Annotated in this window: 25 protein-coding genes and 1 tRNA gene; 23 read left to right on the top strand and 3 right to left on the bottom strand. The window is 70.5% G+C overall.

Annotated features, from left to right (window positions below; all coding sequences use genetic code 11):
• Window positions 1-13: 13 nt before the first annotated feature.
• The 4 genes from WBN91_RS11445 (at window position 14) to WBN91_RS11430 (ending at window position 4,133) form a co-directional block, all read left to right on the top strand.
• Entirely contained in the window at window positions 14-1,108 is a 1,095-nt protein-coding gene (locus WBN91_RS11445; protein WP_337724094.1) for a glycosyltransferase, read from the top strand.
• Between the two features lie 24 nt (window positions 1,109-1,132).
• Window positions 1,133-1,945 (top strand): GNAT family N-acetyltransferase, encoded by an 813-nt coding sequence (locus WBN91_RS11440; RefSeq protein ID WP_337724093.1) that lies wholly within the window; start codon window positions 1,133-1,135, stop codon window positions 1,943-1,945.
• 59 nt (window positions 1,946-2,004) lie between these two features.
• Window positions 2,005-3,309, top strand: a complete 1,305-nt coding sequence (locus tag WBN91_RS11435) for an MFS transporter (RefSeq protein WP_337724092.1) — start codon at window positions 2,005-2,007, stop codon at window positions 3,307-3,309.
• A 65-nt stretch (window positions 3,310-3,374) separates the two neighbouring features.
• Window positions 3,375-4,133 carry a DsbA family protein gene (locus WBN91_RS11430; protein WP_337724091.1) on the top strand — a complete coding sequence of 253 codons (759 nt, stop codon included), beginning with the start codon at window positions 3,375-3,377 and terminating at the stop codon, window positions 4,131-4,133.
• Here the strand turns inward: WBN91_RS11430 and WBN91_RS11425 are convergent.
• Window positions 4,114-5,178 carry a phenylacetate--CoA ligase family protein gene (locus tag WBN91_RS11425; protein ID WP_337724136.1) on the bottom strand — a complete coding sequence of 355 codons (1,065 nt, stop codon included), beginning with the start codon at window positions 5,176-5,178 and terminating at the stop codon, window positions 4,114-4,116. The genes WBN91_RS11430 and WBN91_RS11425 overlap by 20 nt on opposite strands.
• Window positions 5,179-5,539: 361 nt before the next feature.
• Here WBN91_RS11425 and WBN91_RS11420 point away from each other — a divergent pair.
• The 14 genes from WBN91_RS11420 to WBN91_RS11355 all read left to right on the top strand — a co-directional run bounded on the left by WBN91_RS11420 (window position 5,540) and on the right by WBN91_RS11355 (window position 16,054).
• Window positions 5,540-5,612: transfer RNA gene (locus WBN91_RS11420), tRNA-Ala, on the top strand.
• A gap of 38 nt (window positions 5,613-5,650) precedes the next feature.
• Complete coding sequence (locus tag WBN91_RS11415; RefSeq protein ID WP_337724090.1) at window positions 5,651-5,920, top strand: hypothetical protein; 270 nt, start codon at window positions 5,651-5,653, stop codon at window positions 5,918-5,920.
• Window positions 5,921-6,046: 126 nt separating this feature from the next.
• Window positions 6,047-6,385 carry a hypothetical protein gene (locus WBN91_RS11410; protein ID WP_337724089.1) on the top strand — a complete coding sequence of 113 codons (339 nt, stop codon included), beginning with the start codon at window positions 6,047-6,049 and terminating at the stop codon, window positions 6,383-6,385.
• A 126-nt stretch (window positions 6,386-6,511) separates the two neighbouring features.
• On the top strand, window positions 6,512-6,964 hold the full coding sequence (locus WBN91_RS11405) for a YbaB/EbfC family nucleoid-associated protein (protein WP_337724088.1): 453 nt from the start codon (window positions 6,512-6,514) through the stop codon (window positions 6,962-6,964).
• Window positions 6,965-6,968: 4 nt separating this feature from the next.
• Complete coding sequence (locus tag WBN91_RS11400; protein WP_337724087.1) at window positions 6,969-7,289, top strand: type VII secretion target; 321 nt, start codon at window positions 6,969-6,971, stop codon at window positions 7,287-7,289.
• The gene (locus tag WBN91_RS11395) at window positions 7,286-7,984 is read left to right on the top strand and encodes a WXG100 family type VII secretion target (protein ID WP_337724086.1); all 699 of its coding nucleotides are present in this window, start codon (window positions 7,286-7,288) and stop codon (window positions 7,982-7,984) included. The genes WBN91_RS11400 and WBN91_RS11395 overlap by 4 nt, the downstream gene beginning before the upstream one ends.
• A gap of 15 nt (window positions 7,985-7,999) precedes the next feature.
• The gene (locus WBN91_RS11390; RefSeq protein ID WP_337724085.1) at window positions 8,000-8,614 is read left to right on the top strand and encodes a hypothetical protein; all 615 of its coding nucleotides are present in this window, start codon (window positions 8,000-8,002) and stop codon (window positions 8,612-8,614) included.
• Window positions 8,584-9,108, top strand: a complete 525-nt coding sequence (locus WBN91_RS11385; RefSeq protein WP_337724084.1) for a hypothetical protein — start codon at window positions 8,584-8,586, stop codon at window positions 9,106-9,108. Before WBN91_RS11390 ends, WBN91_RS11385 begins: the two co-directional genes overlap by 31 nt.
• Window positions 9,109-9,290: 182 nt before the next feature.
• A complete protein-coding gene (locus WBN91_RS11380) occupies window positions 9,291-10,646 on the top strand; it encodes a serine hydrolase domain-containing protein (RefSeq protein WP_337724083.1) in 1,356 nt (451 codons plus the stop codon).
• The gene (locus tag WBN91_RS11375) at window positions 10,643-11,617 is read left to right on the top strand and encodes a sensor histidine kinase (protein ID WP_337724082.1); all 975 of its coding nucleotides are present in this window, start codon (window positions 10,643-10,645) and stop codon (window positions 11,615-11,617) included. Before WBN91_RS11380 ends, WBN91_RS11375 begins: the two co-directional genes overlap by 4 nt.
• On the top strand, window positions 11,614-12,264 hold the full coding sequence (locus WBN91_RS11370) for a response regulator transcription factor (protein WP_337724081.1): 651 nt from the start codon (window positions 11,614-11,616) through the stop codon (window positions 12,262-12,264). Before WBN91_RS11375 ends, WBN91_RS11370 begins: the two co-directional genes overlap by 4 nt.
• A gap of 307 nt (window positions 12,265-12,571) precedes the next feature.
• Window positions 12,572-13,444, top strand: coding sequence for a geranyl diphosphate 2-C-methyltransferase (locus tag WBN91_RS11365; RefSeq protein WP_337724080.1), 873 nt, complete (start codon window positions 12,572-12,574; stop codon window positions 13,442-13,444).
• Window positions 13,445-13,507: 63 nt separating this feature from the next.
• The gene (locus WBN91_RS11360; protein ID WP_337724079.1) at window positions 13,508-14,590 is read left to right on the top strand and encodes a family 2 encapsulin nanocompartment cargo protein terpene cyclase; all 1,083 of its coding nucleotides are present in this window, start codon (window positions 13,508-13,510) and stop codon (window positions 14,588-14,590) included.
• Between the two features lie 66 nt (window positions 14,591-14,656).
• Complete coding sequence (locus tag WBN91_RS11355) at window positions 14,657-16,054, top strand: serine hydrolase (protein WP_337724078.1); 1,398 nt, start codon at window positions 14,657-14,659, stop codon at window positions 16,052-16,054.
• Here WBN91_RS11355 and WBN91_RS11350 read toward each other — a convergent pair.
• Together WBN91_RS11350 and WBN91_RS11345 are read right to left on the bottom strand one after the other, a co-directional pair.
• Window positions 16,035-16,595 (bottom strand): 3'-5' exonuclease, encoded by a 561-nt coding sequence (locus WBN91_RS11350; protein WP_337724077.1) that lies wholly within the window; start codon window positions 16,593-16,595, stop codon window positions 16,035-16,037. The two genes, WBN91_RS11355 and WBN91_RS11350, sit on opposite strands and share 20 nt — an antisense overlap.
• A 93-nt stretch (window positions 16,596-16,688) precedes the next feature.
• Window positions 16,689-19,319 (bottom strand): M4 family metallopeptidase, encoded by a 2,631-nt coding sequence (locus WBN91_RS11345; RefSeq protein WP_337724076.1) that lies wholly within the window; start codon window positions 19,317-19,319, stop codon window positions 16,689-16,691.
• A 391-nt stretch (window positions 19,320-19,710) separates the two neighbouring features.
• On the opposite strand from WBN91_RS11345, the gene WBN91_RS11340 reads away from it, so the two are divergent.
• The 5 genes from WBN91_RS11340 to WBN91_RS11320 all read left to right on the top strand — a co-directional run bounded on the left by WBN91_RS11340 (window position 19,711) and on the right by WBN91_RS11320 (window position 26,212).
• Complete coding sequence (locus WBN91_RS11340) at window positions 19,711-20,049, top strand: hypothetical protein (RefSeq protein ID WP_337724075.1); 339 nt, start codon at window positions 19,711-19,713, stop codon at window positions 20,047-20,049.
• A 154-nt stretch (window positions 20,050-20,203) separates the two neighbouring features.
• A complete protein-coding gene (gene pstC / locus WBN91_RS11335) occupies window positions 20,204-21,214 on the top strand; it encodes a phosphate ABC transporter permease subunit PstC (protein ID WP_337724074.1) in 1,011 nt (336 codons plus the stop codon).
• Window positions 21,215-21,216: 2 nt separating this feature from the next.
• Entirely contained in the window at window positions 21,217-22,341 is a 1,125-nt protein-coding gene (gene pstA, locus WBN91_RS11330; protein WP_337724073.1) for a phosphate ABC transporter permease PstA, read from the top strand.
• Entirely contained in the window at window positions 22,338-23,873 is a 1,536-nt protein-coding gene (gene pstS, locus WBN91_RS11325) for a phosphate ABC transporter substrate-binding protein PstS (RefSeq protein ID WP_337724072.1), read from the top strand. Before pstA ends, pstS begins: the two co-directional genes overlap by 4 nt.
• Window positions 23,870-26,212 carry a hypothetical protein gene (locus WBN91_RS11320; RefSeq protein ID WP_337724071.1) on the top strand — a complete coding sequence of 781 codons (2,343 nt, stop codon included), beginning with the start codon at window positions 23,870-23,872 and terminating at the stop codon, window positions 26,210-26,212. The genes pstS and WBN91_RS11320 overlap by 4 nt, the downstream gene beginning before the upstream one ends.
• Window positions 26,213-26,306 lie beyond the last annotated feature (94 nt).

The following is a 26,306-nucleotide window of genomic DNA, read 5'->3' as shown; positions in this document are numbered from 1 at the left end:
CCAATGTGGACGCATGGGGAAATGGGGTGTCCTCGGCGCGGCGGTGACGCTGGCCCGTGCGGCGTGGACGATCAGGACGTGGCGGCAGGTGCGGGAGCTGCCGCGCGAGGCCGTCGACGGCGGCTCGGTCACCGTGGTCGTGCCCGCGCGCGACGAGGAGGCCTCGATCGACCGGTGCCTGGCCGGTCTGCGCGCGCAGGAGTACGGCGACCTGCGGATCGTGGTCGTGGACGACGCCTCGACCGACCGGACCGCCGAGATCGTGGGCCGGCACGCGGCGGAGGACCCGCGCGTCCGGCTCGTGGTGAGCTCCGGTCCGCCGTCGGGGTGGGCGGGCAAGGTGCACGCGTTGCACGTGGGCACCGCCGACGCCCGCTCCGACTGGCTGCTCTACGTCGACGCGGACACCGAGGCCGCGCCGGACCTGGTCGGGCGGCTGATCGCGGCGGCGCGGGCCGAGGGCGTGGACCTGGTGTCCGCGGCCGGCCGGTCGACCACCTCGAACGCGGGCTGGTGGCTGCTGCTGCCGCCGGTGAACACGGTGCTGTTCGAAGGCGGCTCGGTGGACGGCAGCCGTGGCAAGGCGCTGGCCATCGGGCACTGCATCCTGGTCCGGCGCGAGGCGTGCGAGCGGGCCGGCGGGTGGCGGGCGATCGCCGGGTCCCGCAGCGACGACATCGACTTCGCCACGCTCGTGCGCGACAGCGGCGGGCGGACGCGGCTGGTGGACACCGGGGAGTCGCTGCACACGTCGGGCCTGGCCACGTTCGGCCTCACGTACCGGTCGATGCGCAAGAGCCTCACCGCGGGCATGTCCGAGCAGGGGCCGACGACCGCGTTCCTGCTGCTCAGCGCCATCGGGTTGGCGCACCTCGCCTACGGGGTGGTGCCGATCGTGACGACGCTGCGCGGGTCGAAGCCCGGCGCCATCGCGTGGCTGGGGCAGGCGTTGGCGCACTGGGCGTACTTCCGGCGCGTCGGGCAGCCGCGCGCGGCGGCGGTGCTGGGACCGGTCGCGTCGGTCGCGTTCGGGGTGTTGGCGCTGGACACGGCGGTGCGGACGCTGGGCGGCGGCGCCACCTGGAAGGGGCGTGACGTGCGTGGGTGACCGGCGGGGTGCGAGGGTGGGACCGTGGTCGACCCGCTGAGAGATCCTGACGACCCCGAGCTGCTCGACCCGTACCGCGCCCGCGAGCTGGCCGGACTGGTGGAGGCGGCGCGCCTGGCGTCCGGCGCCGTCCGGTACGGGCGGATCGGTCGGGTGGGCTGCGCCCAGGTCGTCGTCAACCCGGACAACCCGCTGCCCGGCGGCAACCACGCGTGCGCCTTGGACGGGTCGTCCGCCGAGGTCGCGGGCACTTTGATGCGCCTGGAGCAAACGTTTGCGGACGTGGGTCGGGCGGAGGCGGTGGTGTACGCGTCGCCGACCACCGTCGCCGAGATCGAGGGCATCGCCGACGACGCCGGCTGGTACGCCGTCGAGGAGGCGCTCGCGGTCGTGCACCGGGGGCCGGCGGAGGTGGCGCCGTCGGTGCGGCGGGCCGTCGACGCGGACCTCGACGGCATGGCCGCGCTGCTCGCCGACGACCTGGGCGCGGAACCCGTGCGGCTGGCCAAGCACCTGTGGCAGCGGCTGGACGACCCGCGGTGCGTGTTCCTCGCGGTGGACGACGGCGACCGGCTCGCCGGGTTCGCGAGCGGGTTCGGCGACCGCGGGGTCGGGCTGGTCGAGCACGTCGTGGTGCGGCCCGCCCGGCGGCGGCGCGGGGTGGGGACGGCGCTGGTGAGCGGTTGTGTGGCGGCTTTGCGCGATCTGGGGGCGTTGCTGGTGGCCGCGCACGTGGCCGAGGGTGGCGCGGGGGAGCGGTTCGCGGAGGCGTGCGGGTTCGGAAGTGGTTATCCCGTAACCGCTTATGCACGCAGAGTCGACGAACTGTTGGATTGAGTAATTAGTTGCCCCTTCGCATATCCTTAGCACAGCTAACGGAGAGCGGAGGGTGCCCAGTGCCGGGGATCGAGACCAAGTCCAAGCCCCGGTTGCCCAGCGAGGTGTGGGTGCTCGTCGCGGCGAGCTTCATCATCGCCATCGGCTTCGGCATCGTCGCTCCCGTCCTGCCCGCCTACGCCAAGGGCTTCGACGTCGGCACCACCGCCGTGTCCGCGATCGTCAGCGCGTTCGCCCTGGTCCGGCTGCTGTTCGCGCCGATGAGCGGGCGGCTGGTGACCCGGTTCGGCGAGACCCGGATCTACGTGTGGGGCATCCTCATCGTGGCGCTGGGCACGGCCGCCTGCGGCTTCGCCACCGCGTACTGGCAGCTGCTGGTGTTCCGGTCCTTCGCCGGGGTCGGCTCGACCATGTTCACCGTCGCCGCCGTGGGCCTGCTCATCCGCATCACCCCCGCGCCCCTGCGCGGGCGGGCGTCCGGGCTGTGGGCGACCGGGTTCCTGCTGGGCAACATCGCCGGACCGATCGTCGGCGCGGGCCTGGCGGAGATCTCCATCCGCGTCCCGTTCGTGGTCTACGCGGTCGCGCTGATCATCGCGGCCCTGGTGGTGTGGTGGTTCCTGCGGCGGTCCACGCTGGCCGCTCTGGACTCCGCGCCACAGGCCACGATGACCGTCCGCCAGGCCCTCGGCTCGTCCGCCTACCGTGCGACGCTCGCGTCCGGCTTCGCCAACGCCTGGGCGGTGTTCGGCGTGCGGATCTCGCTGGTGCCGCTGTTCGTGGTGGAAGCGCTGTACGGGAGCCCGGCGGTGGCGGGCATCTCGCTGTCGGTGTTCGCCGCCGGCAACGCCGCCGTGCTGATGATCTCCGGCAAGCTGTCCGACAGCATCGGGCGCAAGCCGGTCGCGCTGGCCGGGCTGCTGGTGTCCGCCGGCGGCACCATCTGGCTCGGGTTCACCACGAACGTGCCGATGTTCATGGCCGCGTCGCTGCTGTCCGGGATCGGCGCGGGCCTCCTCAACCCGCCGCAGAACGCGGTCGTGGCGGACGTCATCGGCGCCAAGGCCAAGGGCGGGCCGGTGCTGGCGGCGTTCCAGATGGTCGGCGACTGCGGCGCGATCATCGGTCCGCTGCTGGCCGGGCTCCTGGTCGACCACGTGTCCTACAGCGCGGCGTTCACCCTTACGGGGTCGATGATGTTGGTGGCGCTGGTGTTCTGGCTGTTCGCCCCCGAGACCCTGCCGCGCGAGCCGTCCGAGCACGTCGCGGAGGCCGTGGCGAACGAGTGCGGCGCGATGGACGAGGGTCCCGAAGTGCCCACGGGGGAGCGCCTGGCGGGTCGTCCGCGTCAGCCGGACGCGTGAGCGCTCAGGTTCCACTCAGCATCCCTCGGTAGCCTGCGGGCGCAGTTGACCGGGAGGAAAGCGACGTGGGTGGCGCTGAGCGCAACGCTCGGAAGAAGAAGCAGGAGCAGCAGGCGGCCAAGGCGGTGGCCGCGGCACGCGGGTCGAGCGGGGACCGGAACAAGGTCGTCATCGGCGTCGTCGTGGTCGTGGTGCTGGCGCTGGTGGTCATCGGCGGGGTGATCTGGACGTCCAGGTCGTCGTCCTCGGACTCCTTGAAGCCGCCCACCGACGTGGCCGGCGTCAACGCGCCGATCGTCCGCGAGGGCGGTGTGGTCGTGGTGGGCAAGGACACCGCCAAGGCCACCATCGACCTGTACGAGGACTTCCTGTGCCCGGCGTGCGGGCAGTTCAAGAAGATCTACGGCGCCGAGATCAAGCAGGAGATCGAGAAGGGCACCCTGCGCGTCCGGTACCACGCGCTGCCGTTCCTGGTGAAGCTGTCCGACCCCGAGGGCTACTCGCGGGACGCGGCCAACGCGGCGCTGTGCGCGGCCGACCAGGGCAAGTTCTGGCAGCTGCACGAGGCGTTGTTCGCGGCGCAGCCCGAGGAGGGCGGCCCGGGGTACACCAAGGACGAGCTGGTGAAGCTCGGGACCGACCTCGGTCTGGCGGCCGACAAGTTCAAGCCGTGCGTCGACGCGGGGACCCACGAGAAGGACGCCCAGGCCGAGCTGGACGCCGTCCGGCAGCAGCCGTTCTTCAAGGGCACGCCGAGCGTGGCGCACAACGGCCAGGGCGTCGACGTGGGCGACGAGAACTGGATCAAGAAGCTGGTGGGATGAGGCCCGGCACCGGCGGCTCGCCCTCGGTCCACCGGGCCAGCCGCCGGGCTTTGCCGGTCTCCGTCCGCGGCACCGTGCCTTCCGACACGACCACGACCTTGCACGTCAGTCCGAGTCGCTCTTTCAGCGCTCGGGTCAAGTGCTCCTGCACCCCTTCGCCGTTGCTCTCGACCACGACCCACAGCTCGGGCCGGGCACGGCGGTCCTCGACGATCAGGTAGTGCGGGCTGACACGGGGGTCGGCCAGCAGTACGGCCTCGATCTCGGTGGGGAACACGTTCACACCGCGGATGACCAGCATGTCGTCCCGACGCCCCAGGACCTTGCTCATCCGGCGCAGCGTGCGCGGGCTGTCCGGCACGGGCGGCGCAAGGGTCGCGATGTCCCCGGTCCGGTAGCGCAGCAACGGCATACCCGTCTTCGTCAACGTCGTGAACACCAGTTCCCCCGGCGTCCCGTCCGGCACCGGGTTGTCGTGCTCGTCGATGGCCTCGACCAGGAAGTGGTCCTCGGCGACGTTCAACATCCCTTGGGAGTCAAGCGATTCACAGGCCACTCCGGGTCCGATGATCTCGCTCAACCCGTAGATGTCCAGCGCCTTGAGCCCCAGCAGCTGCTCGATCTGACTCCGCATCCCCTCCGTCCAGGGCTCAGCCCCGAACACCCCCACCTTGAAACTCGACTCAACCCCGTTCCGCTGGAGAGCCTCCCCGAGGTGGATCGCGTAGGAGGGCGTGCAACACAACACATCCGGCCGCAGATCAGCCACCATCCGCACCTGCCGCTCGGTCATCCCACCCGAGAGCGGCAACACGGTCGCCCCCAACCGCATAGCCCCGTGATGCACCCCGAGGCCGCCCGTGAACAGCCCGTAGCCGTACGCGTTGTGAATCAAACTCCCGCGCGTGGCCCCCGCACCCCCGAGCGCACGTGCCATCACCGAGGCCCACACATCCACGTCGTGCGCCGTATAGGGCACCAACGTGGGCCGCCCTCCGGTCCCCGAGGACCCGTGAATGCAGACGATCGGCTCACCAGTCCGCATCCCATCCGGATAGTGATCCCAAAGGTCCTGTTTGGTCACAAAGGGCAACCGCCAAAGCTCATCCAACGAGACATCCCCCACACCCCCCACCCCGACGTCCCGCAACCGAGCCGCCTGAAGCCCCCCAGCCCCCAACAACCGCCCGACAAGCCCCCGCAACCGCCGCTCCTGCACCCGCCACCGAACCTCGGGCCGCACACCCTCAGCGTCCGGCTCCACCAACGTCGCAGCACCCATGCACCCCGGTTTAGCAGCCAAAACGCTCCGGTGGTACCCCCGATTTCCATCCACGCGGCGGCATGTTGTACGGTATTGCCACACGAGAACGGCGGGCCAAACCGCCGGGGAACGTGAGTGGTACGGGGCTGTGGCGCAGCTGGTAGCGCATCACACTGGCAGTGTGAGGGTCAGGGGTTCGAGTCCCCTCAGCTCCACAAGTGAACATGACATGAGAATCGCCCGCTGACCTGCGTTGGAGCAGGTGGCGGGCGATCTTGCTTTTCACTGGCCCCAAGAGGTGGACGGCCGCAACATGGAGATCCACGGCAGCGGCGACATCACCCCGCTCGCCGGCGCGTTGTCGGAGTTGGGGCACATCGAGTTCACCGGGCTGCGCTATGGCAGCGACCGCGACGGCGCGGCGGTTACCGTCGCCGAGGCTGAAAATACAACCAGCGGGCAGTTCGACCACGACACCCTCGATGCCATCGCCGAGGTCGCCGCCTACCTCCCACGCCTATGATCGCGTGCGACTTCGGACCGCGTTTCATGCCGGACGCGGAGAACGCGTGTCTGACGGTCGCGCCGTTCAAGGATGTGCGATGTGGCCCGCGCGCGGAGACGGATCCGAATTACCGAGTTGGGGACAATGAGCCGACTGATCTCGGTCCTGGTGGCGCCCGAGTGGGAGTGCTTCCCCTTCTGGGTCCGCACCGCGGACGAGGTGATTGCCGACAACTGCTCTGCCGAACGACTCGTGGCCGAATTCGGGGCACCTGTGGACTTGGCGAAGGCGATCGACGCGTGGGACGACGAGTTCCAGGCCGTGTACAACCGCAGCGACCCGGAGAGCTCGGGCTTCCCCGACGAGGCGACCACGGCCGCGTGGCACGAGCGGGGTGGGCGGTTGGCTGGGCGGTTGGCTGTGGCGCTGCGTGTGCGGGTCGAGTTCCGCACCGCGTGTGGGGAGCGTGTGTTCGGCGGTTGAGGTCGGCATTTTGTTTGCTCGCCGCTGCGCTGGGCGGCGTGTGGATCCGGTCATTCGGCAACGCAGGTCGTGCGGTGGTTACTACTCTCCGTCGAAGGGGCATGACGACCTGAGTCGGGAGGGATCGTGGACGGGGACATCCTTGATCCGGATGGGGCTCGTGAGCGGCTCGTGGCGTGGAAGGGGCGGATCGACAAGTTGGCCGCCGACACGCAGGCGATGAGCGAGCGGTTGAGCGGTGTGCGGGTTTCGGCTGCTGATCCTGGGGGGTTGGCGGAAGTGACTGTCGACTCGACCGGGGCGTTGGTCGATCTGCGGTTCACCGACCGGATCCAGCGGACGGCGCCGGAGGCGGTGTCGCGGGTCGTGCTGGCGACGTTGGCCGCCGCGCGGCGGCAGTTGGCCGATCGGTCCCAGGAGATCATCGCCGACACGATCGGCGCCGACTCGCCTGCCGGGCGGGCGATCGCCGAGCGGGTCGGGCAGCAGTTGCGCGGTGGGCCGGCGCCTGAGCGCGGCGGGGGCGAGCCGGACGACGACGACGGTTTCGACAGCCGGTCCTACCTGAAGGAGCGCTGACGCGATGGGGCAGGGCTACCACGTCGACCCCGAGCAGATCCGGCAGCACGCGGCCAACGTCGAGACGGTCGCGGCGCGGTTCGGTGCGGTCAAGTCGGCCAGCGGGCACATCGCGGGCGACGCCCAGGCGTACGGGGCGCTGTGCGGGTGGATCTCCGGCATCCTGGAGGACCGCCACCGCCGCCAGGACGAGCTGATCGCCTACGTCGAGGAGAACCTCGACCTCGTCGCCAAGGCCCTGCGCGAGACCGCCGAGTACTACGAGCTGGTCGAACAGGGCAACTCCGACCTGATCCGCACCTCGGGCGGGGAGGTGGCGCGGTGAGCGACGGTTCCCTGGTCGCGCCGGTCGAGTCCACCCGCGAGGCGTGGACCGGGTCCGGGCTGGCCGACGGCATCGAGGGCCTGGTCGACGCGATCAGGAGCGAGGGCTGGGTCGACGACGCGCTGGCCGGCACGGCGCTGGGCGTCGAGGTTGCGGCCTCCGTCCTGGACCCGATCAGCGCCCTGCTCGCCAACGGCCTGGGCTGGGCGATGGAGTACTTCGAGCCGCTGCGCGAGATGCTCGACGAGCTGACCGGCAAGCCGGACGTGGTGCGGTCGCACGCGGCGACGTGGAACAACATGGCCACCGAGCTGACGTCGATGTCCCAGGACCTGGCCACCCACCTGGACAACGACTTCCCCGACTGGCAGGGCGACGCCGCCGACGGCTACCGCAGCCTGATGGTCAACAACGTCGACGCGCTGGGCGGGTTGGGCGCCGTCTGCGCCGCGCTGGCCGAGGCCACCGAGGGCGCGGGCGGACTGGTCGAGATGACCCGCGAGATCGTGCGGGACCTGATCGCCGACCTCGTCGCCCGGGTGATCGTGTGGGCGGTGGAGGCGTTGTTCGTGGTCACGATCCCGGTGGTCGCGGCGCAGATCGCGGCGGCGGTGGTCAAGTGGGCGGCTCGCATCCTCGTCTACACCACCTCCCTGGTCACCAGTCTCAACAACCTGTCGAAACTCCTCGGGTAGGCGGGAGTGGGAACCGTGCTGAGGACGTCCCTGGCACTGCTCGTGCTGCTGGTGTGGGGCGTGCTGCACGCCAAGACACCCGGCGGCGGCAGCGGCCCGAACCGCCCGCCCGGCGGCGGTGGTGACGGCAAGGGCAAGCCGTCGAAGAAGTTCGGCAAGGTCGACGCGAGCAGTGACGTCGGCAAAGCCCAGGAAGCGGTCGCCGAAACCGCGCAGGCCGGCCGCCCCGCCGAGAAGGGGTCGTCCGGGCAGCCCGGCCAGGGCACCGGCCCGCAGAAGGACCCCCTCGACGGCAAGGTGACGCACGGCAAGAACTCGTTGGGCCACATGCGCAAGCACGCCCAGCACATCCGGTCGGCGGCACGCGAGGACGGGGTCGAGATCCCCAACGGGGTCAGCAAGCCGGAGACCCAGGACGCCATCAAGGACTACATCCAACACGTGGTGGACAACCCCGAGCAGGTGGGCGTGGGGCGGTACATGTCCGTGGACAACGCGATATGGTCCCGGCGCGGTGACCTGATCATCGTGCGGAAGCCGGATGGCGAGTGGATCACCGCGCTCAGCGTGAAGAGCGGTGGAGCAGCAGGAGGTGCGCCGTGGAACAACCCCAGTCCGTCGGGGAACTGACCCCGTTCGCCCGCGCGCTGCTCGGGGTGACCGTCAACGCGGTCTGGCGGTTGGCGGCGGTGTCCGAGGACGGCGCCATCCCGCTGCCCGGCACGCTGGTGCTCGACACGGACCGCGGCTTCGTGACGCTGTCCTACGCCCAGGAAGGGCTGTCCTGCCGCGGACCGGGCCGCCGGGACGAGATCCGGTGGGACACCGAGCCCGACCTGGCCATGCGTGGCGCGCACGCGGCCGAGGAGTGGCTCGACCTGGTGCCGCTGGAGGAGGCCCCTGGGCTGCCGCTGGGCGTGCAGTCCGTGGCGGGCTGGTTCGGGGTCGGGTCCTACGTGGACACGTTCGCACTGATCCTGTCCGGGCGGGGCAGGTCCTTGATCTTCATGACCACCGACGACTTCGACCTGCGTCCCGCGCCGTACGACGAGGCCAGGCGGAGGGCCGAGACGGTGGCCCGCAACATGGGCCTGCGCCTGGTCGAGGACGAACAGCGCGTCTGACACCCGAGCCGCCGCGCGGCTCCACCACGTGAAGACGGCACGATGAACGCGGTCAGGATGCCGGCCGCGGCGTAGAGCGCTGCCCACCAGAAGTGATGGCTTGCGCGGGTATGACTTTCGTCCAGGTGGGCGTGGCGGGTTGGGGGATCTGGGTGGGGGTGGGGCGTTCGTAGGTTGTTGGCATGGTGAAAGCGCTGGTCTTTGCGGTTGTTGTGGGGTTGGCGATGCCGGGAGGCGGGGGGACTGCGTCTGGGATTGAGGGGGTGTTGCGGCAGGCGTTGGGGGATGCCGGGGTGCCTGGGTTGTCAGCTGTGGTGACTCGGGGGGATGAGGTTGTTCATGTTGGGGGGTATGGGGAAGGGGTTTCTGCTCGTACGCCTATGCGGGTTGCTTCGGTGAGCAAGTCGTTCACGGCTGCGGCTGTGATGGCCTTGGTGGATGACGGCAAGATCGCCTTGGATGGCACGGTTGCGGCGCAGGTGCCTGGGTTTGTCATGGGGGATGCTCGGGCTGAGCGGATTACTGTGCGGCAGTTGCTCAATCAGACTTCTGGGCTTGCCGACTGGACGTTGGACACGTCGGCGTTGGAGCGGGTTCGGTCGTTGGAGGAGTTTGTCGGGGGGTTGCGCGAGGGGTCGTTGGCTGATGATCATGGGGCTCGGTATCGGTATTGCAATGCCAATTACGACATTGCGGCTCGGCTGGTGGAGGTGGCCAGCGGGCGGTCGTATGGGGAGTTCTTGCGGGAGCGGGTTTTTGGGCCGTTGGGGATGGTGGACAGTCGGGTTGGTGGGGAGGTGCCGGACGGGTTCAACTCGGTGTTCGGGGCGTGGGTGCGGAGGGGGGAGTTGCCGGCGTTTCGTGGTGGGAGCGGGGATGTTGTGACCACCGCTGCCGACATGGGGAAGTGGTTGATCTCGCAGAACGGGCGTGGGCGGCAGGTTGTGAGTCCGCGGAGTTTGGAGGTCATGCACTCGCCGTCTGCTGTGGCGGAGTACGGCATGGGGTGGGCGCCGGATGAGGGTGGGTTGTTGGTGCACTCCGGGAATCTGTTCACGTACACGGCTGTGCAGGCGATCTCACCGAGTACCGGGTACGGGTATGCGGTGATGTTGAACTCGGCCTCGATGCATGACGACGCCTATGACGTGTTGAAGGCATTGGTGGCGGCTACCCAAGGCGGGGAGCCGGTGTCCACTGGAGGCGGTCGGCAAGGTATCGAGTTGGTGTTGGGGGTGCTGGGGGCGTTGGCTGCCCTGTTGGGGGTGTTGGGGGTTGTGCGCGCTGGGAAGTGGGCGCGCAAGAGGGTTGGTAGTGCTCGGTGGCAGGTGGTTGTGCGGCTGGTGCCTGGGGTGGTGCCGGTTGTGGTGTTGGCGGCTTATCCCGATCTTGTGTCGGTGTTGTTGAACGGGCGGACCGTTACCTGGGCGCAGATGACGTACTTCCCGCTGCCGTTGACGGTCGTGGTGGTGGTCGCGGCGGTGGCCGGGTTGGCGACGGTGGGGGCGCGGGTGTGGCGGCTACAGTCCGGGCGGTGAGGAACTACCTGGTCCTGGGCTTGGTCGCGGTCGGCGGGCTGGTCAACGGGCTCGCGTTGGACGGGTTGCCGTTCTGGCGGCAGTTGGGGTTTCTGGGGCTTGCGGTGGCGGCTTACCTGCACGGGCGGTATCTGGGGGTGGCTCGCGGGTGGCCGGTGTTGGTGGGGGTGGCGGCGCCCGCGGTCGGGTTGATGGCGGTCGACGTCGTCGAGTGGGCGGGGGCGGTGGCGTGCCTGGGGGTGTTCGTCGGGTTGCCTTGGGGTGCCGGGAGGTTCCGGCGGCAGCAGGCGTTGTTGATCGTGGAGTTGCGGCGGGCTCAGGAGTTGGTGGCCGAGCGGGCGCGGTTGCGGGAGCGGGCGCGGATCGCGGCGGACGTGCACGACTCGTTGGGGCACGAGTTGGCGTTGATCGCGTTGCGGGCCGGTGGGCTGGAGTTGGCTCCGGACCTGAGTGAGGCGAACCGGCGGGCGGCGGGTGAGCTGCGGGAGTCGGCGGTGGCGGCCACGGATCGGCTGCGGCGGACGGTCGGGATGTTGCGGGAGACGACCGTGGTGCCGGTGGACGAAGGGGTGGAGGACCTGGTCGCGCGGGCGGTGCGGGCCGGGATGGTGGTGCGGTTGGAGGGGGACGGCGGGGTCCTGCCGGAGTTGGTGGACCGGGCTGTGCACCGGGTGGTGCAGGAAGGGTTGACCAATGCCACTCGGCACGCGCCTGGGAGTGAGGTGGACGTCGTGGTGTCGAGGGGGGAGCGGGAAGTGGAGGTGCGCGTGGTGAATGCGCTGGTGGGTGGCCTCCGGCCCCCGTCTCCATTGTCCCACGGGGGTACGACAGTGGATGGGTGGACGGCGGGGAGTGGGTTGGCGGGGCTTGAGGAGAGGGTGCGGTTGGTGGGTGGCGTGTTCCGGGCCGGGGTCGAGGGGGATGTGTTCGTGGTGTCGGCTCGGGTGCCGGTGCGGGGGGAGCGGCGGTGATCAGGGTGGTGTTGGCCGATGACGAGCCGATGGTGCGGGCCGGGGTCAAGACGATCTTGGGGACTGATCCCGGGATCGAGGTGGTCGGTGAGGCGGGGGACGGGCGGGAAGCGGTCGAGTTGGCCCTGAAGCACCGGCCGGATGTGGTGTTGTTGGACATCCGGATGCCTCGGGTGGACGGGCTTGCCGCTGTCGAGGAGCTTCGGCGGGTGGCGCCGGAGGTCGCGGTGGTCATGTTGACGACGTTCGACGAGGACGAGTACGTGGCTCAGGCGCTCGGGTCCGGGGCGAGTGGGTTCCTGCTCAAGGCGGCCGATCCTCGTGAGTTGATCATCGGCGTCAGGGCGGCGGCTGATGGGGCCGCGTACCTGTCGCCGCGGGTTGCCCAGCGGTTGGTGGAGGACCTGCGCGGGGGACGGCTCCAACGGCACGAAGAGGCGCGGCGGCGGGTGGACGTGCTCAGCGCGCGGGAGCGGGAGGTGTTGGGGCTGGTGGGGCGGGGGTTGTCCAACCAGGAGATCGGGGTGCGGCTGTTCGTGGCCGAAGGCACGGTCAAGGCGCACATGACCGCCATCCTCAGCCGGCTGGGCGTCGCCAACCGGGTGCAGGCGGCCGTCCTCGCGCACGACGCGGGCCTGACCGGCTGACCGGTTCGCCCGACCGGGGGACACTGCATCGGATCAGTCGTCGTACGCGCCGGTCATCGGCGTCTCCGCCGGTCGGATGTCCCGGCCATCCCCCGGCTGAGGGTGCCCGCCGCCGAACGGCGCGTCGCATTAGGCCGTGGGCGGCGTCAATCGGTGACGGGCGAACCACTCGTTAGGGCATACGCCGGCCCCCTCCGGTGGATGGCCCCGGGTCGTCGGCCGCTGCAAGGCTCGGTAGCGGTCCCGGACGACCGACCCCCGACGCCCGGGCCGCCAGTAGACGACCCCGTGAGGAGCGCCTCGGACTATGGCCACGGCACAATCCCCGACCACCGATGTGAAGCCGGTGCTGCGCAGCGCGTACCAGCGCTCGGTCGCCGAGTACTGGAACCAGGAGAAGGACCCGGTCAACATCAAGCTCGGCGAGGTCGACGGGCTGTACCACCACCACTACGGCATCGGGGCCTACGACCCGGCCGTGCTCCAGGCGCCGCCCGAGCAGCGCGACCAGGCCATCATCGCCGAGTTGCACCGCCTGGAGACCGCGCAGGCCGACGTCCTGCTCGACCACTTCGGCGACGTCGTCAAGCCCGGCGAGCGCATGATGGACGGCGGGTCGGGTCGCGGTGGCACGAGTTTCATGGCCAACCAGCGGTTCGGCGCGCGGGTCGACGGGGTGAGCATCTCCGAGGCCCAGGTCGAGTTCGCCAACGACCAGGCCCGCAAGCGCGGCGTGGACGACCAGGTCCGGTTCCACTTCAAGAACATGCTCGACACCGGGTTCGAGACCGGCTCGATGCGCGGCATCTGGACCAACGAGACCACGATGTACGTGGACCTCCAGCAGCTCTACGGCGAGTTCGCGCGGCTGATCGCCCCCGGCGGCCGGTACGTCTGCATCACCGGCTGCTACAACGACCTCACCGGCGGCCGGTCGCGCGCGGTCAGCCAGATCGACCAGCACTACATCTGCAACATCCACCCGCGCAGCCAGTACTTCCGGGCGTTGGCCGACAACGGGTTCGTGCCGATCAACGTGGTCGACCTGACCGCCGCCACCATCCCGTACTGGGAGCTGCGGGCGAAGTCGTCGGTGGCGACCGGCATCGAGGACCCGTTCCTCACCGCCTACCGCGAGGGCAGCTTCCACTACCTGCTGATCGCCGCCGACCGCATCTGACCGCCGCGGCGCGGGGGCGGCGTGCACCCGTCCCCGCGCCCGAGACCAAGGGGCGCACCGACGATGACGGAGACCGTGGCCGCGGACTGGACCGTGCCGAGCGGCTTGGGCACGTCCGCCGCGCGGGTCGTGGCCGAGCTGACCAAGCAGCCGCCGCCGGAACCCGGCTACCTGGAACGGCCGTGGGGCGACGGGACCGCGTCACCGCTGTACGTCCCGGTCGCCGAGCGGGTCGACGACGCGCTCACCGAGGTCGTCGAGGACGGCCTGGCGGCGTGGGCGGAGGAGGTCGGGTTCGAGGGCGAGGACCTCGACCACATGCGCAAGGCCGGGTTCGGGCGGCTGGCCGTGCTGACCCACGTCGACACCGAGGACCCGGACCGGCTGCTGATCGCGGCCAAGCTCAACGCGGCGTGGTGGGCGGCCGACGACCTGTACGCCGACGACAGCGGCATGGGCGCGGAACCGACCCAGCTGCCGCCGCGCCTGGCGATCGCGATGGCGGCGATGGACCCGCTGCCCGACGCGGGCGAGTTCTCCGTGCCGCTGGAGGAGGTCCTGGGGTCGGAGGTGGTGCTGCGCGCGCTGCGGACGGGCATCGACCACCTCACCCGGTACGGCACGCCGTCCATCGTGCAGCGGGTGAACTACTCGACCTTCGCCATGTTCGTCAGCTGGACCAGCTACGCGGCCTGGCGGCACACCGGCGAGTACCCGCCCGCGTGGAAGTACCTGGCCACCCGCCAGCACGACACCTTCTACACGTCGATGACGCTGATCGACGCGGTCGGCGGCTACGAGGTGCCCGCGAACCTGTACTACGAGCCGAATGTGCGGCGGGCGGCGTTCCAGGCGGGCACGGCGTCCGTGCTGGTCAACGACCTGCTGTCGGTGAAGAAGGACGCGGCCGACGAGAAGCCCGTGGTCAACATGGTGCTCCAGGTCGCCGCCGACCGGGCTGTGTCGGTCGAGGAGGCCACCGAAGTGGTCGTGGACCTGCATAACAAGGTCGTCCGCGACTTCGAGGAGCTGCACCGGTCGTTGCTGGTCCTGCCGTCACCGGAGGTCCAGCGGTTCCTGCGCGGCCTCAAGTCGTGGATGGGCGGCGGTTTCGAGTGGCACAACACCAATCCCCGCTACCGGTAGCGACGCATCGGTCACTTATGCACTAACTTCCCCGTCGGAATGTTGGTTTCCGATGGGGGAGTGTGCATGAGATTGCTCAGGTTCGCGGCCGTCCCGGCGCTGGCGGCGCTGGTCGCGGCGACGGTCACCCCGGTCGCCGCGGCCGACGCGTCCGGCGACCGCGCGACGCGGCTCGCCGAGGCGATCCGGCAGGCGGTGGTGGCGCAGGACTTCAAGGACGTCATCGACCTGACGCCGCCGGAGCCGGGCCTGGCCGCGCGGTCGGCCGAGCCGGTGGAGAAGTACGACGGGGTGCCCACGCCGCGCGTCGCGCCGGCGGCCGGGAAACCGCTGCACCAGACGCCGAACCTCGACGTCGCGGTGATCGAGCTGGACGGCGCCGACCGCCCGCTGGCGATGGCGGACGTGCTGCTCAGCCCGCAGTACCCGACCGGTGTCGTGGTGCCGGTGGACCGGCGGACGCTGTCCACCGACCAGGTCCGCTACCGCTGGTGGGACGACACCGAGTGGGACGTCAACGGCGGACGCGGCACGCGGGACGTCCTGGCGGGCCGTGAGGACGCGCCGATCGACTTCTCCTCGCCGTACCCGGCGTCGGTGCTGAAGCTGATGGTGGGCTTCGGGGTGCTGCGGCTGGTCGACCAGGGGCGGGTGTCGCTGGACGGCGAGTACGTCTACGACCCGACCGTGCCGAGGCCGGCGTGCGGCGGCAAGCAGACCAAGACCGTGCGGCAGTTCTTCGACGAGATGATCACCAAGTCGCAGAACGAGTCCACGTGCGCGCTGATCAAGATGATCCACGACCTCAAGGCGATGGACGAGCTCAACCAGTCGTTCGTCGACCTCGGCCTGCCGACGCTGATGATCACCGGCACGCTGCCGGAGAACGGCGGCCGGTGGATCGGCTCGAACATGAGCGGCATCGACACGGCCAAGTTGCTGCTGCTGGTCAACGGCGGCCCCGGGGTGCTGTGGAGGACCGAGGACGGCCGGCGCGTGACGGCGGGGGCGTTGAGCCGGTCGTCGCGGCAGTTCCTCCTGAAGACGTTGGGGGACCAGGGGCACAACGAGATGCTGTCCACCACCAACTGGTGCGGTCGGGACTACCCGGTGCAGGGCATCCCGCAGCGGACCCCGGCGCGGTGGGTGCAGCCCGACGGCACGGTGACCGTCGGGGGTGCCGTGTACGGGCAGGACGTGCGGCCTTGTGACGCGCGGGCCGAGGTGACCTACGCGCACAAGAACGGCTGGGTGGACACCACCGGCAGCGACGCCGGGATCGTGAAGTCGTTGCGCGGCAAGGACGGCCGGAACTACGTGGTGGTCGTGTTCTGCAACCTGGGCACGGACTACGTGGACACCTACCGGCCCGCCGACCCGCCGGGGCTGTTCCCGGTGCTGTACACGGAGAAGTACGCCAAGCTGGGCAAGGCGATCGACCGGATCATGACGGATCTGCGCTGACCCAGGCGTTCTTCCGGCGGAGGTGGAGGACGAGGGCGGCGATGTTCCAGGCGTCGTCCTCGCCACTGTGGTGGCGGCCCTCCAGCGGAAGACCCGCGATCTCCAGAGCCTGTGCCATGCCGGGGCGTTTGCGGAGGCCGTGGGCTTCCGTGAAGACGGCCTTGGCGTTGGTGTGGTTGCGGGAGAACGGGTATTCGGTGTTCGTCGCTTGGCACTGGCGCGTGAACTGCTTGCGGTCATAGTCGCCCCAGCTGGCCCACGGGATGGTCGAGGCGGCGTGGTCGGCGGCGAGGATGCGGCAGGCTTCGGTGAAGGTGACGCCGGTGTCGACCTCGGCTTGGGTCAGGCCGGTGAGTTCGGTGCAGAACGCGCTGACGCGGCTGCGTTGCGGGCGGACCAGGATGCGGTGGCGGGCGGTGCGGACGCCGGCGTCGAGGTCGACGACGGTGAGGCCGATCTCGATGATCTCGTTGGTCTGGCCGGGCGGCGGGGTGCCTTCCCAGCAGGTCGCTTCCACGTCGACCACGTTGAGGATGTTCACGACGGCACGGTAGCCGCCGGCAAAGCCGTTGTGAGACGGGTTTTCCACAGGGTGCCGCCGGGGCTGTGACGCCCCGGCGGCACTGGTTGTGGGTCAGCAGGCGCCGAGGTCCTGCCAGACGGCCCACGAGCCGGGTGCGCCCGGCTCCGCGCCGGTCGAGTACCAGGTCGAGCGCCACTTGTGGCCGTTGTGGGAGACCTCGTCGTTCGGCACGTACGAGGTGGTGGGGTTCCAGGCGGGCAAGGGGCCGCAGCCGCCGCCGCTGCCCTCCACCGTCAGGGTGTAGGTGGCGGTGTGGGTGGTGTCGGCTCCCGTGACCGTCACGGTGATGGTGTAGGTGCCCTGCGGGGTGGTCGGGGTTGTGGCGAGGGTCAGGGTGGACGACTCCCCGGACTCCACCGACAGGGGTGTGAAGGTCGCGGTCGCGCCGGTGGGCAGGCCGGTGGCGGTGAAGCTGACCTTCTGCGGCGAGCCGGCGGTCGTCGTGGTGTTGACCGTGCTGGTCGTCGACGCGCCTGCCTGGACCGTGCCGCTAGTTGGGGTCAGGGTGACCGCGAAGTCGTTCGTCGGGGGTTGGCCGCCGACCGTGAGGGTGTAGGTGGCCGAGTGGGTCGCGTCCGCGCCGGTGCCGGTGACGGTGATCCGGTGCTCACCCGCCGGGGTGGACGCGCTGGTGGCGATGGTCAGCTTGGCCGACTCGCCCGCCGCGACCGTGGACGGGTCGAAGGTGGCCGTCGTGCCCGCGGGCAGGCCGGTGGCGGTCAGGGACACCTTCTGCGACTGGCCCGACGTCACGGTGGTGGCGACGGTCGTGGTCGTGGTGCCGCCCGGTTGGACCGTGCCGCTGTCCGGGCTGACCGCGAGCGCGAAGTCGTTCGTCGGGGGTTGGCCGCCGACGGTCAGGGTGTAGGTGACGGTGTGCGTGTTCGCGCCGCCGACGCCCTTCACGGTGATCGGGTACGTCCCAGGCGCGACCGACGCCGTGGTGGACACGCTCAGCGTGGCCGACTGGCCGGAGGTCACCGACGACGGCGTGATGGACACCGACACGCCCGCGGGCTGGCCGGACGCGGTGAGGGCGACCGTGTGCGGGGTGCCGGTGACGGTGGTGGTGTCGACGGTCGCGGTCGTGGAGCCGCCAGGCTGGACCGTGCCCGACGCCGGGGTGAGGGACAGGCTGAAGTCGTCCACCGGCACCGGGGTGCAGGTGGGCTCACCGGATTGCGCGGGCACGCTCACCGCGTTCCACGCCGCCTTCACCGCGTTGTACTGCTTGCACGTCGGGTCGAGGTTCTTCGCCGCCGTGAGGGTCGCCACCCGGTACTTGAAGTGGGTCATGCCCGACGTCTTGAGCAGCATCGCGTTGTAGAACACCCGGCCCGCGGCCTGGATGCCGATGCCCGCCGGGATGGTGGAGCCGTCGCACGTGGGGCTGTTCTTCGACCCCTCGGCCAGCAGGTGGAACCAGTGGTTGAACGGACCCGCCGCCGCGTGCACCTCGGTGCCGGGGATGGCGCTGGACCAGCAGTTCGGGTGGTTCGACACCGCCTGCGGGTTGGCCATGTTGCGGATCGGGCCCCGGCCGACCAGGTTCACCGACTCGCCGACGAGGTAGTCCGGGGTGTCCCAGGGCGACGGCTCGTTGGCGTAGGCCTCGGTCAGGGCGCCGAAGATGTCGCCGGTCGCCTCGCCCAGGCCGGCTTCGCGTGCCGCGCCGCCGGGCGTGTGCTGGTCGAGGGCGTGGCCGTGCTCGTGGCCGACGACGTCCATCGACGCGATCCACTGGTTGGCGTTGTTGTGGCCGATCTCGATGTGCTGGCCGGTCCAGTACGCGTTGACCGCGTTCAGGCCGACCTTGACCGTGACACCGCGGCCGTTGCCGTCGATTCCGTTGCGGCCCAACCAGTTCTTCAGCATCTCCCACTGCTTCTGGGTGGACCACAGCACGTCGACGCAGCCGGTCTCCTTGCTGGTGGCCTGGCCGTTGCCGAAGGAGTTGGACGCCTTGGTGAACGGCTGGTTGGTCGAGTAGTCCACGCACCGCACGCCGGGGCGGGTGTCGTCGACCGTGCTGTTGCCGCTGGTGTCGATGGTCAGCGGGTTCGGGCCGTTCCACTGGCTGGTGCCGGTGCCCGCCCGGACGTCGTCGACCAGGTCCTCGACCACGCCGGTGCGGGCGTCGACGAAGACGTGCAGGCGGCTGGGCTCGCCGTCGCGGGTGCCGGTGACCACGGTCTCGTAGACCAGCTTGCCGTGATCCTTGGCCAGCACGGACAGCGTGGCGCCCTCGACCCTGTCCACAGTGGACAGTTGGGTGCGGGCGATGTCGATCGCGCGCTCCTTGTCGATGCGCGGCCGGATGTCGACGGCGAGTCCGCCTTCGTCGGCGGAGACGGTGTCGAGCACCTTGCCCGCCGCGTCGGTGGCCACGACCGCGTCGCCGCCGACCACGGGCAGGCCCTTGTAGGTGCGCTCGTAGGCCACGTAGTAGAGGTCCTTGCGGCCGGGCACGCCGCCCTTGTGGACCGCCCGCCGCTGGAACTGCTCGTCGGGGCCCTTGGCGAGGGCGTCCAAGCCGGACGCCGCCGCCCGGTCGGCGGCTGCCGCGGCCAACGCCACCGGGTCGGCGGCGGGTGCGGGTGCGGCCTGGGTCGGGCCGCCCGCCACCTGGACCGACAGGGCGGTCAGGCAGGCGGCCAGGTACGTGCCGATTCTGCGTTTCATGCCAGCTCCTCGGGCATGCAGGGAATACCGAGAACTCGGTGTGACGTCCTCATCGGTTCGCGATGTGGACTAGACCACTCCTGTGTAACGCCCGCTGGTAAGCCCATCGAGCCTTAACACTTGCCAGTTCGGGCAGTTGCCCCAATAGGCCTATGACCAGCGAGAACAGCGGTCATATCGCGCCAAGTTATGTGTTTTCGGTATGCCGCCGAACGCCCTGGGACGACCCCGCCGGTGGCGTTGCGTGGTGGTCCGGGTGTCCTACGTGACGCAGTCCGCTGTGAGGATGATGGACACGCGCCGGCTACTGGTTCTTTTTCTGCTGTCCACTCTCGAAACTGAGCATTTCGTTCGACGTCGGGGGGCGGGCCAGTGATGGGAGAAAACCCCGATGGCGGTCGCGCGTTTCCAGATCTACCGTTCCCCGGCGCACGGTGTGACGTGGCGATTCCTCTCCGCGAACAACCGCAGCCTCGGGCAGGCGGCCGGGTCGTTCCCGACCGTCGACGCGTGCGCGCAGGCGCTCACCGAGTTGCGGAAAGGCCTCGCGAGCAGCACTCCCGCGTTGTCCAGGGACACCCAGCTGTGGTCGTGGCGGCTCCGTCTCGGGGCTTCGGACGTGGCCGTGTCCAGTCGCAGATATCACCGCAGAGTGCAGGCGCAGTACGCCTGTCGCAGTTTCCTCGATCTGGTCGTCGAAGCACCCGTCGCCGCCGTGGAGCATTTCTGATGCACAACTCCGCCCATTGTCCGCGCCGCTGTTCGGAGTACCGGACACCAATTCGCGTCGGGCGTTCGTCTGTTGTTCACGAACCCATCCGGGCACGGCCAACTGCACGGGTTCTGCTTGCGCCCGAACCGATCAGAACGCGGAGCCGCCGAAGATGACGCTTCTCCTGGACGCGCCGCCCGTCGCGCCGCCGGACGAGCCACGCCGCGGGGTGGCCCCGCCCGGCGGGGTGGACCGGGTGTTCCGGCTGCTGCTGCGGTGCGCCGGACTGGCCGTGCTGGCCGTCATGGCCACCGTGGGGCTGTTCCTGCTGACGCAGGGCGCCGAGGCGTTCTCGGCGGTGGGGTTCGACTTCCTCACCACGCAGGCGTGGGAGCCGGACTCGCTGAACTTCGGCATCGCCGCGGTCCTGGTGGGCACGCTGCTCATCGCGTCCGTCGCGCTGGTGGTGGCGTTCCCGCTGGCGCTGGGCGTGGCCCTCTACATCTCGGAGTACGCGCCGCGCCGGCTCAAGCGGGCGCTGACCAGCATGGTCGACCTGATGGCCGCGGTGCCCAGCGTCGTCTACGGCCTGTTCGGCTCGGTCTACCTCCAGTGGCAGGGCGTCGACGTGCCGCGCTGGTTGTCCCTCCAGTTCGGTTGGATCCCGTTCCTGCACGTGGACGGCGTCGAGCCGACCGACCCGCTGGCCACCGACGCGGCCTACGTGACCTCGACGTTCTGGGCCGGCCTGATCGTCGGGTTCATGGTCATGCCGTTCATCTGCTCGGTGATGCGCGAGTCGTTCACCCAAGCCCCGCAAGGGGAACGCGAGGGCGCCTACGCCCTGGGCGCGACCCGGTGGGGCATGATCCGCAGCGTCGTGCTGCCCTTCGGGCGCAGCGGCATGATCGGCGGCACCATGCTGGGCCTGGGCCGCGCGCTCGGCGAGACCATCGCCGTGGCGATGATCATCGCGCCGGTGTTCACCATCCAGACCCAGATCCTGGGCAGCGGCGGCAACTCCGTGTCCGCGCTCATCGCCCAGCGCTGGGGCGCGGCCAGCCCGTTCGGCCTGTCCGCGCTGATGGCCGCCGGCCTGGCGCTGTTCGTGCTCACGCTCATCGTGAACTTCGCGGCGTCGGCGGTCATCGCGCGCAGCCGCTCCGGGCAGGGGAGCGACTGACCATGACCGAAGTCCGCCGCGTGACGCGTGCCCGCCGGGGCGCGGACGTCGCCGTCGTGCTGGGCGCACTGGCGTCCGCCGTCGCCCTCACCGGCCTGCTGTTCGACCGGATCGCGCCGTTCTCCGGCGTGGTCGGGTTCATCGCCATCGCCTACCCGGTGTTCCTCGGCCTGTACGCCCTCCTGGTGTCCCTGGACGACAACGCCCTGGCGGTGCGGGACAAGGTCGCCAGTGCCGTCGTGCACAGCCTGGCGTTCCTCGCCTTGGCCGCGCTGCTCACCATCGTGATCTACCCGATCGTCATGGGCTTCGACGCCTTGGGGCACCTGAACTTCTTCACCGAGGACATGGCCGACGCCGGCACGCTGGACCCGCTCGACCTCGGCGGCGTCCTGCACGCGGCGGTCGGCACGCTGGAACAGATCGCCATCGCGCTGGTCATCACCGTGCCGATGGGCTTGACCTGCGCGGTGTTCCTCAACGAGACCAGGGGCCTGTTCACCCGCCTGGTGCGCACGGTCGTCGAGGCCATGACCGCCCTGCCGTCCATTGTGGCCGGTCTGTTCGTCTACGCCTCCCTCATCCTCGTGGTGGGTTTCGAACGCTCCGGCTTCGCGGCGGGCTGCGCGATCAGCGTGATGATGCTGCCGATCATGATCCGGGCGGCGGACGTGGTGCTGCGCCTGGTGCCCAGCTCCCTCAAGGAAGCCTCGCTCGCGCTCGGTGTCGGCCAGTGGCGGACGGCGTGGCACGTCACGCTGCCCACCGCCCGGTCCGGCCTGACCACCAGCGTGCTGCTGGCCACCGCGCGCGGCATCGGCGAGACCTCGCCGGTGCTCATCACGGCCGGCTTCACCCCGTTCCTGAACTGGAACCCGTTCGTCGGCTCGCAGGTGTCGCTGCCGCTGGCCACCTACCAGCTCGTCACCTCGTCCGAACCGACCATGAAGGAACGCGGGTTCGGCGCGGCGGCCGTGCTGATGGGCCTGGTGCTGGTGCTGTTCGTGCTGGCCAGGGTGGTCGGCGGGCGCGGACCCGGCGAGCAGTCCGCGCGCCAGGCCCGCCGCCGGGAGCGGCAGTCGCGGGCCCACTTCCACCGCATCCAAGCCGTCCAAGGAGAGTCATGACCAGGACCACCCTGGCGGTCCTAGCGGTGCTCGGCCTGCTGCTGGGCACGACGCCCCCGGCCGCCGCGCAGAGCTACACGCCCATCAGCGGCGCGGGTTCGACGTGGAGCTACAACGCGCTGGACCAGTGGCGCAAGAACGTCGTGCAGTACGGCATGCGGATCAGCTTCGCCGGCACCGGGTCCAGCGACGGCCGCAACCAGTTCCGCGCGGGCCAGGTGGACTTCGCGGTCTCCGAGATCCCGTACGGCCTGGAGGACAACGGCAAGAAGGAGGCCTCGCCGCCGGCGGGTTCCTTCGCCTACATGCCGATCGTGGCCGGTGGCACGTCGCTGATGTACAACCTCAAGATCGGCGGCAAGCGGGTGACCAACCTGCGGCTGTCCGGCGAGGTGGTCACCAAGATCTTCACCGGGGCCATCACCTCCTGGGCCGACCCGGCCATCGCCCGCGACAACCCCGGCCTGAAGCTGCCCAACCGCAAGGTCGTGCCGGTCGTGCGGTCCGACGGCTCGGGCACCAGCGCCCAGTTCACCGCGTGGATGGCCGCCCAGCACCCCGCGGCGTGGGACGACTTCTGCCGCCGCGCCCAGCGCGCCACCCCCTGCGGGTTCACCTCCAACTACCCGCTGATCGCGCCGGTGGTCGGCCAGAACGGCTCGCTCGGCGTGGCGAACTACGTGCGCCAGGAGGGCAGCGAGGGCTCGATCACCTACGTCGAGTACTCCTACGCCCGCAACGCGAACTTCCCGGTGGCCAAGCTGCTCAACGCGGCCGGCTACTACGTCGAGCCCAAGGCGACGGCGGTGGCCGTGGCGCTGCTCAAGGCGGGCATCCGCGAGGACCTCACCCAGGAACTCGGGCAGGTCTACGCCAACCCCGACCCGCGCAGCTACCCGATGGCCAGCTACAGCTACATGATCCTGCCGGTCGTCGAAGGCGGGAAGTTCACCAAGGACAAGGGGCGGACGCTGTCCGACTTCGCCTACTACTTCCTGTGCGAGGGCCAGCAGCAGGCCGACCGGCTCGGCTTCTCGCCGCTGCCGATCAACCTGGTCCGCGCCGGCCTGGACCAGGTGGCCCGCGTGCCCGGGACGACCCGGCAGAACAAGGACATCAGCAAGTGCAACAACCCGACGTTCTCCGCGGACGGGTCCAACACGCTGGCCAAGAACGCCCCCATGCCGCCGGACTGCGACAAGCAGGGCGCGGCGCAGTGCAAGGAGGGCACCGGCGGGGCGCCGGAGGAGACCGACACCGGCGGCGGGTCGGACACCCCGCAGGCCGACGCCGCGCAGCAGACCGACGCGCCCGCCGCCGCTGACACCCCCGGTGAACAGCAGGCCGCGGTCGACGACCCGAAGACCGCGCGCCGGTCCGTGCAGGGCGCTTCGGCGGTGCCGGTGTCGGTGGACGTGCGCGACAACGACACCACCCTGCTGATCGTGATCGCCGCCGTGCTGCTGGCCGCGCTGGTCGTGGGCCCGCCGCTGGTCGCCAGACACCTGCGCAGACGGGACGGGAACGGATGAGACGCCTGCTGCTGGCCGCGCTCCTGGTCCTCACCGGCGTCGCCGTGTGGCCGCCGGCCGCGACCGCCCAGACGGACTCGGCGCAGACCGTGTCCGGGACCGGGGAGTTCGAGGACCTGAAGGTCACGGTCGCCCAGACCAAGGGCCTGATCAACCAGACCGTGCGGATCAGCTGGACCGGCGGCCGGGAGACCGGCCCGGTCGGCCGGTTCGCCACCCACTACCTCCAGGTCATGCAGTGCTGGGGCGACGACCCCGCCGGGCCGACCCGCGAGCAGTGCCAGTTCGGCGGCCTGGAGGCGCAGAACGGCCTGGGCCTGGGCGACTACACCAAGGGCCGCCAGATCCGGTACCACAACCCCAGGGACCCGGCCGAGACCGAGGAACCGCCCGCGAGCGGCGCCGCGTACGTCCCCTTCCGGCCCGCCAAGGGCGAGCCGACCACCAGCTTCGGCAAGTACTTCGACGGCGGCACCACCAACGAGGTGCCCTTCGCCAAGACCCGCCGCGACGGCACCGGCGACCTGGACTTCGAGGTGCAGACCGCGCTGGAGGCCTACGGGCTGGGCTGCGGGTCGGTCCGCGAGGACGGCCCGGACCAGGGCAAACCCCGGCACTGCTGGCTGGTCGTCGTCCCGCGCGGGGACACCGAGGTCAACGGCCGCAAGCCCGGCGTGGACCACACGTCCAGCAACCTCGACTCCTCGCCGCTGAGCGCCACCAACTGGAAGAACAAGATCCAGGTCAAGCTGGAGTTCCAGCCGGTGGGCCGGGCGTGCCCGATCGGCGTGGAGGAGCGGTCGCTGACCGGGCACGAGTTCGTCGCCGACGCGGTGGCGCGCTGGCAGCCCGCGCTGTGCGCCGGCGGTGGCACGGTGTTCGGGTTCACGCAGGTGCCCGACGGCATCGCCCGCGACCAGCTGGCGGTGTCCGACCCCGGCATGGTCCTGATGAGCGAGCCGCAGTCGCCCGACCAGGCCACCCGGCCCGTCGTGTACGCGCCGGTCGCCGTGTCCGGGTTCGCCATCGCGTTCGTGCTGGAACGGCAGTCCCGTGGCCCCGAGGTCGAGCCGGACCCGTTGGTGTGGGGTCGGGACGGGCAGTTGATGACCGACCTCAAGCTCACCCCGAGGCTGGTCGCGAAGCTGCTCACCCAGTCCTACCGGGACGTCGTGCCCGGCGGCCAGGACTACCTCGCGAACAACCCGCGCCGGCTCAACGAGGACCCCGAGTTCCTCGACCTCAACCCCGAGTACCGCACGTACGGGGCTTTGATGAACGCGCTGGACATCCTGTCGCCCTCCACCGACCTCGACGCCGTGACCGCGCTGTGGACGTGGATCGACGCCGACCCGGACGCCCGCGCGTTCCTCAACGGCGCCCCGGACCCGCACGGCATGGTCGTCAACAAGAACTACAAGGGCCTCGCGCTGCCCGTGCCCAACTTCCCCAAGCAGGACCTGACCTGCGTGGACCTGCCGAAGATCGGCCCGGAGTGCGCGTTGCTGCTGCGCCCGCTGGCCGCCGACCTGCACGAGGCCGGCCGCGCGATCAGCCGCGGCGACACCCTGGGCAAGACGCCCAACGGCCTGCCCGACCCGGCGGACCCGGCCAAGCCCGGCTACTCGCGGGTGCCGCGCCAGTCCATCGGCGAGCGCAGCCTGCTGGCCGTGGTGGACACCGCGACCGCCGCCCGCTACGGCCTGCCCACGGCCAAGCTGCGCAACGCGTCGGGGGCCTTCGTGGCCCCGGACGACGCCGGACTGGCCGCCGCGCTGAACGAGATGACCCCGACCGCCGTGCCGGGCGTGAAGCGACCCAACCCGAAGGCGACCGCGGCCGGCGCGTACCCGTTGCCCAACGTCACCTACGCCGCCCTCGCACCCTCCACAGTGGACAAGAAGCGCGGCGCGGAGTACGCGAGGTTCCTGCGCTACGCCACCGGTCAGGGGCAGACCCGGGGCGAGGCGACCGGCCAGTTGCCGCTGGGTTACCTGCCGCTGCCGGACTCGATGCGCAAGCAGGCCGCCGACGCGGCGACCGTCATCGAGCGCGACGCGGGCAAACCGCTGCCCACCGAGGCGCAAGCCGTGTCCCGGACGACCGCCACGACCACCCGACCCACGCAGGCACCGGCGTCCGCACCGCCGCCACCGCCCGCCGCACCGGCGCCCACCTCGACGTCCGCCACGCCGGTCGCGGAGGTCCGGGCCACGCCGGCGCTGCCGGTCACGTGGGCGCTGCGGTACCTGCTGGCGGGCCTGCTCGTCGCGGGCGGCGTGGCGACCGCGGCCGGACCGGTGCTGTTGCGCCTGGGCGGCGGCCGAACACCCGAGTGACGTCCGCCGCTCATCTCGACTTGTCCGCCCGGCAACCCCGGGCGCGACAAACCAGGCAGGAGAACAAGGGGGAGGTGATGTGCCCGCCCGGCCC

This window comes from Saccharothrix sp. CCNWYY140 (assembly GCF_037401995.1).
Lineage (GTDB): Bacteria > Actinomycetota > Actinomycetes > Mycobacteriales > Pseudonocardiaceae > Actinosynnema.
Note: the sequence above shows the minus strand (reverse complement) of the source record. Positions and strands in the feature narration are given on the sequence as shown.

What these genes read in the sequence shown, in the direction of transcription:
- WBN91_RS11320 (WP_337724071.1), top strand. Translation starts at nt 23,870, where the DNA reads ATGAGACGCCTGCTGCTGGCCGCGCTCCTGGTCCTCACCGGCGTCGCC.
- WBN91_RS11380 (WP_337724083.1), top strand. Translation starts at nt 9,291, where the DNA reads ATGGTGAAAGCGCTGGTCTTTGCGGTTGTTGTGGGGTTGGCGATGCCG.
- WBN91_RS11355 (WP_337724078.1), top strand. Translation starts at nt 14,657, where the DNA reads ATGAGATTGCTCAGGTTCGCGGCCGTCCCGGCGCTGGCGGCGCTGGTC.
- WBN91_RS11400 (WP_337724087.1), top strand. Translation starts at nt 6,969, where the DNA reads ATGGGGCAGGGCTACCACGTCGACCCCGAGCAGATCCGGCAGCACGCG.
- WBN91_RS11340 (WP_337724075.1), top strand. Translation starts at nt 19,711, where the DNA reads ATGGCGGTCGCGCGTTTCCAGATCTACCGTTCCCCGGCGCACGGTGTG.
- WBN91_RS11425 (WP_337724136.1), bottom strand. Translation starts at nt 5,178, where the DNA reads ATGCGGACTGGTGAGCCGATCGTCTGCATTCACGGGTCCTCGGGGACC.
- WBN91_RS11445 (WP_337724094.1), top strand. Translation starts at nt 14, where the DNA reads ATGGGGAAATGGGGTGTCCTCGGCGCGGCGGTGACGCTGGCCCGTGCG.
- pstA (WP_337724073.1), top strand. Translation starts at nt 21,217, where the DNA reads ATGACCGAAGTCCGCCGCGTGACGCGTGCCCGCCGGGGCGCGGACGTC.
- WBN91_RS11410 (WP_337724089.1), top strand. Translation starts at nt 6,047, where the DNA reads ATGAGCCGACTGATCTCGGTCCTGGTGGCGCCCGAGTGGGAGTGCTTC.
- pstC (WP_337724074.1), top strand. Translation starts at nt 20,204, where the DNA reads ATGACGCTTCTCCTGGACGCGCCGCCCGTCGCGCCGCCGGACGAGCCA.
- WBN91_RS11365 (WP_337724080.1), top strand. Translation starts at nt 12,572, where the DNA reads ATGGCCACGGCACAATCCCCGACCACCGATGTGAAGCCGGTGCTGCGC.
- pstS (WP_337724072.1), top strand. Translation starts at nt 22,338, where the DNA reads ATGACCAGGACCACCCTGGCGGTCCTAGCGGTGCTCGGCCTGCTGCTG.
- WBN91_RS11360 (WP_337724079.1), top strand. Translation starts at nt 13,508, where the DNA reads ATGACGGAGACCGTGGCCGCGGACTGGACCGTGCCGAGCGGCTTGGGC.
- WBN91_RS11345 (WP_337724076.1), bottom strand. Translation starts at nt 19,319, where the DNA reads ATGAAACGCAGAATCGGCACGTACCTGGCCGCCTGCCTGACCGCCCTG.